At 62.5% G+C, this 12,271-nt stretch carries 10 protein-coding genes and 1 other RNA gene; 7 read left to right on the top strand and 4 right to left on the bottom strand.

The features are described from left to right. Positions 1-4: 4 nt before the first annotated feature. The 4 genes from KHO30_RS16980 to trxA form a co-directional block, all read right to left on the bottom strand. On the bottom strand, positions 5-1,561 hold the full coding sequence (locus tag KHO30_RS16980) for an MFS transporter (protein ID WP_211701644.1): 1,557 nt from the start codon (positions 1,559-1,561) through the stop codon (positions 5-7). Then, the gene (locus KHO30_RS16975; protein ID WP_211701643.1) at positions 1,558-2,109 is read right to left on the bottom strand and encodes a MerR family transcriptional regulator; all 552 of its coding nucleotides are present in this window, start codon (positions 2,107-2,109) and stop codon (positions 1,558-1,560) included. Before KHO30_RS16975 ends, KHO30_RS16980 begins: the two co-directional genes overlap by 4 nt. Positions 2,110-2,317: 208 nt before the next feature. Next, positions 2,318-3,586 carry a transcription termination factor Rho gene (gene rho / locus KHO30_RS16970; RefSeq protein ID WP_006048863.1) on the bottom strand — a complete coding sequence of 423 codons (1,269 nt, stop codon included), beginning with the start codon at positions 3,584-3,586 and terminating at the stop codon, positions 2,318-2,320. Positions 3,587-3,822: 236 nt separating this feature from the next. Continuing rightward, positions 3,823-4,149: a thioredoxin TrxA gene (gene trxA, locus KHO30_RS16965; RefSeq protein ID WP_054039468.1), complete on the bottom strand. Its 327-nt coding sequence runs from the start codon at positions 4,147-4,149 to the stop codon at positions 3,823-3,825. Between the two features lie 444 nt (positions 4,150-4,593). On the opposite strand from trxA, the gene ffs reads away from it, so the two are divergent. The 7 genes from ffs (at position 4,594) to KHO30_RS16930 (ending at position 12,191) form a co-directional block, all read left to right on the top strand. After that, positions 4,594-4,692: signal recognition particle sRNA small type (ffs, locus tag KHO30_RS16960), an RNA gene on the top strand. Between the two features lie 205 nt (positions 4,693-4,897). Next, positions 4,898-7,609: a DNA polymerase III subunit gamma/tau gene (gene dnaX / locus KHO30_RS16955; protein WP_211701642.1), complete on the top strand. Its 2,712-nt coding sequence runs from the start codon at positions 4,898-4,900 to the stop codon at positions 7,607-7,609. Between the two features lie 63 nt (positions 7,610-7,672). Continuing rightward, positions 7,673-7,999: a YbaB/EbfC family nucleoid-associated protein gene (locus tag KHO30_RS16950; RefSeq protein ID WP_007182071.1), complete on the top strand. Its 327-nt coding sequence runs from the start codon at positions 7,673-7,675 to the stop codon at positions 7,997-7,999. A gap of 234 nt (positions 8,000-8,233) precedes the next feature. After that, positions 8,234-8,830: a recombination mediator RecR gene (recR, locus tag KHO30_RS16945; RefSeq protein ID WP_063496327.1), complete on the top strand. Its 597-nt coding sequence runs from the start codon at positions 8,234-8,236 to the stop codon at positions 8,828-8,830. Between the two features lie 122 nt (positions 8,831-8,952). Beyond that, positions 8,953-10,185 carry a CaiB/BaiF CoA transferase family protein gene (locus tag KHO30_RS16940; protein WP_093632646.1) on the top strand — a complete coding sequence of 411 codons (1,233 nt, stop codon included), beginning with the start codon at positions 8,953-8,955 and terminating at the stop codon, positions 10,183-10,185. A 46-nt stretch (positions 10,186-10,231) separates the two neighbouring features. Next, positions 10,232-11,269, top strand: a complete 1,038-nt coding sequence (locus KHO30_RS16935) for an ABC transporter substrate-binding protein (protein WP_211701641.1) — start codon at positions 10,232-10,234, stop codon at positions 11,267-11,269. A gap of 109 nt (positions 11,270-11,378) precedes the next feature. After that, positions 11,379-12,191: an ABC transporter ATP-binding protein gene (locus KHO30_RS16930; RefSeq protein ID WP_093632648.1), complete on the top strand. Its 813-nt coding sequence runs from the start codon at positions 11,379-11,381 to the stop codon at positions 12,189-12,191. Positions 12,192-12,271: the final 80 nt, after the last annotated feature.

The following is a 12,271-nucleotide window of genomic DNA, read 5'->3' as shown; positions in this document are numbered from 1 at the left end:
ACCCTTAGTCGATCTGTTTTTGCCACGCGGCGAACAGGCCGCCGCATATCGCGATGCCAACCAGAAAGTAGAAGCCGTCCAGCGACGCCAGAAAACTGGCCTGCTGCGCAACCGTCCGGCTGATTTCCACTATCGCAAGCGAATGCGCCTCGGACGCCGAGCGGCCGGCTGCGCTCAAGCCGCGGGTCAGCGCCGCGAGCGAATTCTGGAACAACGGATTGTACGGATTCACGAACTCCGCAAGGCGCGCTTGATGCAGCGCCTGCCGATGTTGTTCGACGATGATCACCGAGGCCGTCGCGAATGAGATCGTCAGTTGCCGCACGATGTTTTTCAGCCGGTAGCCGTGCGTGAATTCTTCAATGGCGAAGATTCTAAACGTCAGATTGGCGACCGGCAGCACAATGAACAGTAACAGCAAGCCGCGCAGCAGCATCGGCACGATCAGCGCGGCTTCGCCCACGCCCGGCGACATGCGCGTCATCCATGCCGCGGCGAATGCGGCCACCGCGAAGCCCGGCACGATGATCCACTTCTTGCGCGGCAGGAGCTTCGCGTAGCGCAGGTAGACGAACAGCGCGCTCGCCGAAATCAGCGACGTCACGCCGACCAGCCGCCCGGCATTCTCGACCGGATAGCCGAGGCCGCTCTCGAGAAAGCGCGACGTCAGATAGCTGAACACCGTCGAGATGTAGTAGTAGAACATGTACAGCACGAGCCCGACCTGAAACACCTTTTCGCGCAGCGCGTGCAGACGCATCAGCGGCGCCGGATGGTGCCATTGCTGGTAGGCGAACCAGCCGAGCGCGACGATGCCCGCGACCGTCAGCAGAATCAGCCCGGGCGAGGCGCTGAACAGCTGGAACCGCACTTGTTGCATGACGATTTGCAGCGCGCCTTGCGCGAACGCGAAGATCAGGTAAGGCCAGAAGTGCGCCTCGCCGCGCTCTTCCGGGAGGCGGTTGCCGGTGTCGGGCAGGGCGAGCAGGGCAAGGATGGCAAACAGCACACCCACCGGCGCGGTGCAGGCGAACAGCGCACGCCAGTCGAAATGCGCGACCAGTTGACCGCCGATCAGCGGCGCAAGCGCACTGCTCAACACGATCAGCACGAGAAAAGCGCGCGTCGCCGCAGGTCGCTGCCGCGGCGTAAAGCTCATCTGGATCAGGATGCGGCAGGTGCCCATCATCGGGCCAATGAAGTAGCCCTGAAAGCCGCGCGCGAAGGCGAGTTCTATCGATGACTCGCACAGCGTGGCGGCGATCGCGCCCACTGAATAGAGCAGCATGCAGCCGGCCACGTAGCGCCGGTAACCGAAGCGCTCGACCCACCATTGCTGCTGCATGATGCCGAGCACGGCCGCCACCGCATAGGCGCTCGACGCCCACACCAGTTCATCTGGCGACGCATTGATGCCGCCCGCGATGTAGCTGGTGAAAAACGAAAAGATCGCGTTGTCGAAATAGTCGAGGCCGGTGACGACGGCCAGTACCCACGGGAAAAAATCGCCGCGCAGTTTTGCGGCGCTAAACAATGGTACGCGAGAAGACGTGGCGCTCATGCGGATTTGTCAGGCTCTGCGGCATCGGGTGCTGCTTCGTCCTGCGTCTTACGGCGTTTCGCGGACGGACCCGCCGCCGCCGCGGCGCGCGCGTTGCGCCGTTGCTCGAGCAGAACGTCGGCGTTTTCTCCTGCGAGGCGGCGCTCGAGATAATCGAGGTCGGGCGCCAACTCGGTCCGCAGCTTCTGTGCTTCCTTGAGTTCGCGGCGCATCGCTTCAATGCGCGTGTCGAGGGCGCTGACCTGTTGCGCGAGGGCGTCACGAATCTGCTGCAGCGATTCCTGCGAGTAACGGTGGCCGCCGTCGACTGCTTCGAGCGGACGTTTGAGCATCTCGGTGACGCCATGTAGCGAGAAACCGAGTGAGCGCAAACGCAAAATGCGGCCGAAGCGCTTGAGGTCTTCCTCGTCGTACAGCCGGTAACGGCCTTCGCTTCGACCAGGCGAAACGAGGCCGCGCTCCTCGTAGTATTTCAGCGTGCGTGGTGTGACGCCGAGGCGCTCCGCGGCGTCTCGCACGGTCAGCAGGGTGGGCGAGTCCTTTGACATGGGAGTTGGTGGGTTGGATGGATTGACCGCATTATAATACAACGTGTACGTTCACGTTCAGGTTGGCGGGGGCACCAGCATTTGAATGGGCGCGGTGCCTGTGTGTCATTGCAGGTGCTGCGGACGAAAAAAAGCCGCTCGTTTGCGGCGAGCGGCTTTCTTATGCGGTGCGGTCGGTTGCTTCTGGTGCAGCCTTAAGGCTTAAGCCTTAGCTGCCGCCGCCACGGCGCATCATGTCGAAGAACTCGGAGTTGCTCTTCGTCTGGCGAATCTTGTCGAGCAGGAATTCCATCGACTCGACTTCGTCCATATCGTGAATGAACTTGCGCAGCACCCAGATCTTTTGCAGGACTTCGGGCTTGATCAGCAGTTCTTCACGGCGCGTGCCGGACTTGTTCAGGTTGATCGACGGATAGACGCGCTTTTCAGCCAGGCGACGCTCCAGGTGCACTTCCATGTTGCCGGTGCCCTTGAACTCTTCGTAGATCACGTCGTCCATGCGGCTGCCGGTTTCGATCAGCGCCGTACCGATGATGGTCAGCGATCCGCCTTCCTCGATATTGCGCGCCGCGCCGAAGAAGCGCTTCGGACGTTGCAGCGCGTTCGCGTCGACACCACCCGTCAGCACCTTGCCCGAGGCCGGCACGACGGTGTTGTACGCACGCGCGAGACGCGTGATCGAGTCGAGCAGAATCACCACGTCGTTCTTCATTTCGACGAGGCGCTTGGCTTTTTCGATCACCATTTCGGCGACTTGCACGTGACGCGCAGCCGGTTCGTCGAACGTGGAGGCGATCACTTCGCCGGCCACCGAACGCTGCATTTCGGTCACTTCTTCCGGGCGTTCGTCGATCAACAGCACGAACAGCACGACGTCAGGGTGGTTTTGCTTGATGGCGTGCGCGATGTGCTGCAGCATCACCGTCTTACCGGACTTCGGCGACGCAACCAGCAGGCCGCGCTGGCCCTTGCCGATCGGCGCGATCATGTCGATGATTCGGCCCGTGACGTTTTCTTCGCCACGCATTTCACGTTCGAGCAGCAGCACCTTGTTCGGGTGCAGCGGCGTCAGGTTTTCGAACATGATCTTGTGCTTCGAGGCTTCCGGCGGCTGGCCGTTGACCTTGTCCACCTTGACCAGCGCGAAATAGCGTTCGCCGTCTTTCGGCGTGCGCACTTCGCCTTCGATCGTATCGCCCGTGTGCAGGTTGAAGCGGCGGATTTGCGACGGGCTGATGTAAATATCGTCCGTGCTGGCGAGATACGAGGTTTCCGGCGAACGCAGGAAGCCGAAGCCGTCCGGCAGCACTTCGAGCGTGCCGTCGCCGAAGATCGTGTCGCCCGTTTTGGCTCGTTTTTTTAGAATGGCAAACATCAATTCCTGCTTGCGCAGGCGGTTTGCACTTTCGATCTCGAGGCCATTGGCCATCTCGATCAATTCGGACACGTGCAGAGTCTTAAGCTCGGATAAATGCATACGGAGAACCCGCAGGAGAAGGTGCGACGAAATGAAATCTGGGAGGAGAGTGAGCGGAACCGCTCAAGGACTTACACGTCTTTTCGACGTTTTGCGGATTCTAGCATAGCACACGCCAAATTCCGTCAGTACGACGGTTTGGCATCTTTCTTATTAGGCGTGTTGTCACTGGACAACACGCCTATAGCAGCGCGCCTGAAGGTCCCGAGGGCCTCACGCGCGCCGATGCGGCAGTTTTACAGGTTGCCGTCGAGGAACGCGGTGAGTTGCGACTTCGACAATGCGCCGACCTTCTGCGCGGCGACAGCGCCGTTCTTGAAGAGGATCAGCGTGGGGATGCCACGCACGCCGAACTTGACCGGCGTCGATTGATGTTCGTCGACATTGATCTTGGCGATTTGCAGGCGATCGGCGTAATCCTTCGCGACTTCGTCGAGGATCGGCGCGATCATCTTGCACGGACCGCACCATTCAGCCCAGAAATCGAGCAGCACGGGTTTATCGGATTTCACGACGTCCTGTTCGAACGATGCGTCGCTAATATGCTTGATTGATTCGCTCATTGTATGAATACCTCTATCGGTTCGAGGCCCGCCTGAATTGCTCGCCACGATACGTCAAAATCTAAGGAAACTTCCGTTCGCTTTGCCGCAATCGGAGTCTTACCTGCGCACGCCTGAAATGGTCGAAAAACCCATTCTGGAATGCGCGGAAAGCTCGCGTCTGCGGGTCATCCGTACCGGAGTTTAGCTTAATTCGCTATGCGTTGCCGGTGGTGATAGTACTCATCAAGGGCAGTGGGGCCAACGGCTGCCGGTGAAGCACCGCTACGTTCTGATAACCGCGACGCAGCTTATCTGGTGGCGGGCGGCGCAAACTCAAGTGACCCGGACGCGTCATTCGAGGGTAGTGTCTATATGGTACGAAGCGCGTGATTCGGCGCGTCGATGTCGGTTTGGTCGTATTAACAGTCGCGCGACGGGCCAAGCGGTGATAGAATGTTTCGTGACGGGCCTCCTCGCATGGAGGGATGGTCAACCTGGTCAGGTCGGGAACGAAGCAGCCACAGCCGTTTTCCACCAGTGCCGAGGGTCAGGCTCGTCACCTTCCTTTTTTCTGTATTTTTCCGCCTTACCTCCCATTTTCTGTTTACCCCAAGCGCTGTTACCCAGACGCCGCAGTGGCATTTTTCGCGCGCTTCATCTATTTTTTTCTATCGGTCCGTTAGCCTGTTTCAATGAAGCGGCAACACGCGTTCGCACGCCGTCTCGATTCGGTTTTGCGCGCCATCGTTACTGATACAATTTCCGGATGACCTATCAAGTTCTCGCACGCAAATGGCGGCCGAAGGATTTCGCTTCGCTCGTCGGACAGGAGCACGTGGTGCGCGCGCTCACGCACGCGCTCGACGGTGGCCGTCTGCATCATGCCTATCTGTTTACGGGCACTCGCGGCGTCGGTAAAACCACGCTGTCGCGCATCTTTGCCAAGGCGCTGAATTGCGAAACCGGCGTGACCTCCACGCCGTGCGGCGTGTGCCGCGCGTGCCGCGAGATCGATGAAGGCCGCTTTGTCGATTATGTCGAGATGGACGCGGCGAGTAACCGCGGTGTCGACGAAATGGCGGCGCTGCTGGAGCGTGCGGTTTACGCGCCGGTCGACGCGCGCTTCAAGGTCTACATGATCGACGAAGTGCACATGCTGACCAACCACGCTTTCAACGCGATGTTGAAGACGCTGGAAGAGCCGCCTTCGCACGTCAAATTCATTCTTGCTACCACCGATCCGCAGAAAATTCCGGTCACGGTGCTGTCGCGCTGTCTGCAGTTCAATCTGAAGCAGATGCCGGCCGGACACATCGTGTCGCATCTCGAGCACATTCTCGGCGAAGAGAAGGTGCCGTTCGACGCCCAGGCATTGCGCCTGCTCGCGCGCGCGGCCGACGGCTCGATGCGCGACGCGCTCTCGCTGACCGATCAGGCGATCGCCTATTCGGCCAATCAGGTGAATGAAGAAGCGGTGCGCGGCATGCTCGGCGCGCTCGATCAAAGCTATCTGATTCGCCTGCTCGACGCGCTTGCCGATGGTGACGGCGCCGCCGTGCTGTCGGTCGCGGACGAGATGGCGTTGCGCAGCCTGTCGTTTTCGACGGCGTTGCAGGACCTGGCGAGCCTGTTGCATCGAATCGCGTGGGCGCAGTTTGCGCCGTCGTCGGTGTTGGACGAGTGGCCGGAAGCGGGTGATCTGCGTCGTTTTGCGGAAGCGCTGAGCCCCGAGCAGGTGCAACTGTTCTATCAGATTGCGACCATCGGCAGAAGCGAACTGGGTCTCGCGCCTGACGAATACGCCGGGTTCACGATGACGCTGTTGCGCATGCTGGCGTTCGAGCCGGCGCCCACCGGTGGCGGGGGCGGCGCGGCTGCGGCGCGAGCGGCAGGGCCGGCGGGGGCGGGTGGCGCTAAACGCACCGGCTCGCCGGCAGTCACTGCGCAACAGGCGGTGGCGTCGTCGCGTGCGGTTGACGCGGCCGCCGCCGTGCCGGTGCGTTCGGCAAATCCCGTGGCGGAAGCGAAGCCTGCGATGCCGGATTCGCAGCACGTAGCGTCGGCGGAGCCTGCTGAAAGTGTTGACGCGCCGAAACCAGCTATTGGTGAAGCGCCGATTGTTTCCAAGTCTGCGTCCTCGCCAGCTTCTAGCGAAGCGAGCACGGCGCCTGACGTTACCGCCGCGCCGGCTTTAGCGCCGTGGCAGGAAGAAGCGTCCGCCGAACCGGTTTTGAGCGATTCGGCACCTGCACCTACGGACACGAGCTTGCCCCAAGCGGCACCGATGCCCGAAGCGATGTCCCCGGCACCGGCGGCCGAAGCGACGGAAATGATCGCAGCAACAAAAGTAGCGGCTGTGACGGCGACCGAAGTGGCCGAATCGACCGCAGCAACGAAACCAGCAACTGCACCGGCCTTGGCACCGTGGGACGACGCGCCCACCGAGCCAGCCTGGAACGAAGCACCCGCTGCCGCCGCGTCTCAGGAATCGGCGCCCGCGTCTCCGCTCACTGCCCCAGCCGCCGCTGCGTCCGCACGGGCAGAAGAGGCCGCCCCCGCGAGAGCATCGCAAGAATCGCAGCCCGTAGCCGACATCCCGCCGCGCCGCGCAGGCGGCGCGAGCGACGCGCTCAACGTATTGCGCAGCGCGGGCCTGAAAGTGTCATCCGACCGTGGCCGCGCTACAGCAGCAGCCTCCGCCGCCAAGCCCGCAGCAGCTCCAGCCACGCCGAAGCCCGCCGCACCCCGCGTGGTCGTCAATGTGCCGACACCGGGCGCCCCGCGCCGCGCGCCGCAACAGGACGCCGCTCCGGCCGCACGTGCGCCGTCGCTGCAAGCCCAGGAGCAGAACGGCTCGTCGAGCGCACCGTGGGACGACATGCCGCCCGATGAATACATGCCGCTCACGGCAGCGGACGAAGGCTATTACGGCCTGCCGGACGACAACTACATGCCGGTGTTCGACAGCGGACCCGACGACGTCCGCGTGAACGCCACGCCTGCATCGGCCCCCGCACCTGTGGTCGACAAGCGCCCGTTGCCTCCCGCCGTGCCGCTCGATCCGCTGGGTTTCCAGGGCGACTGGCCCGCGCTCGCCGTCGACCTGCCGCTCAAGGGCATCTCGTACCAGCTCGCGTTCAACAGCGAACTGATGGCGCTCGAAGGCAGCACGCTGAAACTGAACGTGCCGGTGCCGCAGTACGCGGAAGCCTCGCAGGTCGCTAAACTGAAAGTCGCGCTCGCGGAAAAGCTCGGCCAGAACGTCGACGTCCTGGTCGAAGTCGGCCCGGCACGCCGCACCGCAGCCGCGCACGACGCCGCCATGCGCGCCCAGCGTCAGCAGGAAGCTGAGCGCGAAATCGGCGCCGATCCATTCGTGCAGTCGCTGATCCGCGAGTTCGGCGCGAGCATCGTGCCCGGTTCGATCCGCCCGATTACGCAGGACGCCGGCCCGAACGGCGCGCCGTCCGCTCACTGATTCGCCGCGCCGTGCGGCGCACCCGATTTTTCGGATTTCACGCTTTCAAGAAGGAGCATGTCCATGATGAAAGGCCAACTCGCCGGGCTGATGAAGCAGGCCCAGCAAATGCAGGAAAACATGAAGAAGATGCAGGAGCAGCTTGCATTGATCGAAGTCGAAGGACAGTCGGGCGCCGGTCTCGTCAAGGTGACGATGACCTGCAAGAACGACGTGCGCCGCGTATCGATCGATCCGAGCCTGCTCGCCGACGACAAGGACATGCTGGAAGACCTGGTCGCCGCTGCGTTCAACGACGCCGTGCGCAAGGCCGAAGCCACCGCCCAGGAAAAGATGGGCGGTATGACCTCGGGTCTGCCGCTGCCGCCGGGCTTCAAGCTGCCGTTCTGAGCGGCGTCGCTGCAAGAAGGGGCTCATGCCGCGGCTTTGAGCGCGGCATGAGTTGAATACGCGAGCCGGGCTCGTTCAAATACCTGCTCAGTTCGCAGCTCCCGGTGCGCGCAAGTCTGCATCGGAGCAGTTCAGCTCGGTCGTCGAGCTGATAGCAGCAACCAGAAACAACCGCATCGCCACCCGCACACCGGGCCATACCGGGCAACACCCACTTCGACACCGCCGATCCGCATGAAACAACCTTCCGCCTTGTCGGCGCTCGTCGAAGCGCTGCGCGTGCTCCCCGGTGTCGGGCCCAAATCCGCTCAACGCATGGCGTATCACCTGATGCAGCACGATCGTGACGGCGCCGAAAAACTCGGCCGTTCGTTGCTGTTCGCGACTGAGCATCTGCAGCACTGCGAGAAGTGCAACACATTTACCGAAGCGCAGATCTGCGAGGTCTGCCTCGATGAGGAGCGCGATCCCGCGTTGTTGTGCGTCGTCGAGACGCCCGCCGACCAGATCATGCTCGAACAGACGATGACCTATCGCGGCCTCTATTTCGTGCTGATGGGGCGGCTCAGTCCGCTCGACGGCATCGGCCCGAAGGAGATCCATTTCGACCGCCTGGTCAAGCGCGCGTCGGATGGCATCGTCAAGGAAGTCGTGCTCGCAACCAATTTCACGAACGAAGGCGAGGCCACCGCGCATTACCTCGGGCAGACGCTCAAGGCGCGCGGTCTTGCCGTGACGCGCCTCGCGCGCGGCGTACCGGTGGGCGGCGAACTCGAGTATGTCGACGCCGGCACGATCGCCCGCGCGATGCTCGACCGCCGCTCGATGTAGCACGACGTGACCGGCAGCGCCATGCCGCGGCGCCTGCAATTCCTGAGCGCGCCGGGCGGGACCGCTCCGCAACGCTTCCAGCCGCGCCGCGCCAAGGCAAGCACAGAACACAGAGGAGACACATGAGCGTCAATCCCGATCCCAACGCCACCGCCACGCCGAAAGGCCCGCTCGCCGGCGTCAAGGTACTCGAGCTCGGCACGCTGATCGCCGGCCCGTTCGCCGCGCGCTTTCTCGGCGAGTTCGGCGCCGACGTCATCAAGATCGAAGATCCTAAAGGCGGCGACCCGTTGCGCAAATGGCGCAAGCTTTATCCGGAAGTCGGCGGCACGTCGCTTTGGTGGGCCGTTCAGGCGCGCAACAAGAAATCCGTCACGATCAATCTGAAAGCCGAAGAGGGCAAGGAAATCGTGCGGCGTCTGGCGAAAGAAGCTGACATCGTCGTCGAGAATTTCCGGCCGGGTCTGCTGGAGAAGCTCGGCCTCGGTTATGACGTTCTGTCGGCGGAGAACCCCGGGCTCGTGATGGTGCGTCTGTCCGGCTACGGCCAGACCGGGCCCTATCGCGACCGGCCCGGATTCGGCGCGATCGCCGAATCCATGGGCGGCTTGCGCCACATCACTGGCTATCCGGATTTGCCGCCGCCGCGCATCGGCATTTCGATCGGCGATTCGATTGCCGCGCTGCACGGCGTGATCGGCGCGTTGATGGCGCTGCATCACAAGCAGGTGAATGGCGGCAAAGGGCAGGTGGTCGACGTCGCACTGTACGAAGCGGTCTTCAACATGATGGAGAGCGTGGTGCCGGAGTACGGCGTGTACGGCATGGTGCGCGAGCGCACCGGCGCATCGCTGCCGGGGATCGTGCCGTCGAACACCTATCCGTGCCGCGACGGCAGCATTGTGATCGGCGGCAATAGCGACCCGATCTTCAAGCGCCTGATGATCGCTATTGAACGCGAAGATCTGGCGAACGATCCGGCTCTCGCGCACAACGACGGTCGCGTGCCGCGTACCCAGGAAATCGACGGCGCGATCGCCGCGTGGCTCGCCACGCGCACCATCGACGAAGCGCTCGCCGTGCTGAACGCCGCCGACGTGCCGGTCGGCAGGATTTACAGCGTCGCGGACATGTTCACCGATCCGCAATACATGGCGCGCCAGATGATCCAGCGCTTCAAATGGCAGGACGGTCAGGAGATCACGCTGCCGTCGGTGACGCCGAAACTCTCGGAAACCCCCGGCGAGACACGCTGGTTAGGCCCGGAACTGGGTGAACATACCGATGAAGTCCTTCAATCACTGGGTTATGATTCTGACCACATTGCAAGGTTGCATGCGCAACAGATTGTGTGAGTGAGCGCGCGGCAAAAAGACAACAAAAGTTCGGAGACTAGAGACCATGCAACGCAGAACCTTCCTCGCCGGTAGCGCGGCGCTCGCGGGCGCCACGTTCGCCGCCATGCCGTTCGCTTTCGCACAGGGCAAGCCCGAAACCACCAAGGTGGCGATCGCCGTCGGCGGCAAGAACCTGTTCTATTACTTGCCGCTCACGATTGCCGAGCGCCGCAATTACTTCAAGGACGAAGGGCTCGAGGTCGAAATCTCGGATTTCGCCGGCGGCTCGCAAGCGCTGAAGGCAGCCGTGGGCGGCAGTGCGGATGTGGTCTCCGGCGCGTTCGAACACACCTTGCTGTTGCAGGCACAAAAGCAGTCGTTCCGCGAATTCGTGCTGCAAGGGCGCGCCCCGCAGATCGTGCTAGCTGTGTCGAAGAAGGCGATGCCGAACTACAAGTCGATCGCCGATCTGAAAGGCAAGAAAATCGGCGTGACCGCGCCGGGTTCGTCGACCTCCATCATGGCGAGTTTCGTGCTGGCGAAAGCGGGGTTGACCGCGAAAGACGTCTCGTTCATCGGGGTGGGCGCAGGGGCTGGCGCGATTGCCGCGCTGCAGTCGGGCCAGATCGATGCGATCGCCAACCTCGACCCGGTGATGACCAAGCTCGAACGCACCGGCGAGATTCGCGTTGTGTCGGATACACGCACGTTGGCCGATACGCGCAGCGTGTTCGGCGGCGACATGCCGGCCGGTTGTCTGTACGCGTCACAGAGCTTCATCACGAAGAATCCGAACACCACGCAGGCGCTGACCAATGCGATGGTTCGCGCACTCAAATGGCTGCAGACGGCGACCGGCAGCGAACTGATCAATACCGTGCCGGAAGGCTATCTGCTCGGCGACCGCGCGGTGTATCTGGACGCGTGGCAGCACGTGAAGGAGGCCATGTCGCCGGACGGTCTGATGCCCGCCGATGGCCCGGCCACGTCGCTGAAAACCCTGCAGGCGTTCGATCCGAACGTGCAGGGTAAGCCGATCGATCTGTCGAAGACGTGGACCAACGACTTCGTCAAGAAAGCGCTGACCACGGTCAAGGCCTGAGTACCGTCAGTCAACATGGGGCGAAAGACAGCACGTGCCGCATTCGCCTCGACCACCGTCGTCATGACGACGTGACAAACCGAAATCGATCTTCGAAGCGAGTCGAACGATGACCGTTGCCGCCCTGGCGCTCGACAACATCACCTGCACCTTTGCTGCGCGCGACAACCGCGCGCAGCGCTATACAGCGGTCAAGGACACGACCTTGCGCATCGCGCCGGGCGAATTCGTCTCGGTGGTCGGCCCGACCGGTTGCGGCAAATCCACTTTGCTGAACGTCGGCGCGGGTTTGCTGGAGCCGTCGTCGGGAACGGTCAGTGTGTTCGGCGAACCGCTCAAGGGCATCAACCGGCGCGCCGGTTATATGTTCCAGGCCGACGCGCTGATGCCGTGGCGCTCGGCTATCGACAACGTGATGGCGGGGCTCTCATTTCACGGCGTGCCGCCGGCCGAAGCGCGCAGCAAAGCCGACGAGTGGTTGAAACGCGTGGGCCTCGGCGGTTTCGGCGACCGCTATCCGCATCAACTGTCGGGCGGCATGCGCAAGCGCGTCGCGATGGCGCAGACGCTGATCCTCGATCCGGACATCATCCTGATGGACGAGCCGTTTTCCGCGCTCGATATCCAGACGCGTCAGTTGATGGAAAACGAGTTACTCGACCTGTGGGCGGCCAAGCGCAAAGCGGTGCTGTTCATCACGCACGATCTCGACGAAGCGATCTCGATGTCCGACCGCGTGGTGGTGCTGTCGGCGGGGCCGGGCACGCATCCGATCGGTGAATTCACAATCGACCTGCCGCGTCCGCGCGACGTCGCCGAAATTCGTGCGCATCCGCGTTTCGTCGAGTTGCATGCACAGATCTGGAGCGTGCTGCGCGATGAAGTGCTCAAGGGTTATCAGCAGCAACTCACGGCCGTTTAAGCGGGGTGCGTAGTTGCGTCGTGTCGTTGCGTTGTGTAGTTGCTGCGAAGTGGCGGCACGTACGGATATCCGTAGTTAAG

The organism is Paraburkholderia aspalathi (assembly GCF_905220735.1).
Lineage (GTDB): Bacteria > Pseudomonadota > Gammaproteobacteria > Burkholderiales > Burkholderiaceae > Paraburkholderia > Paraburkholderia aspalathi.
This window is presented reverse-complemented; position numbering and strand designations above follow the sequence as displayed.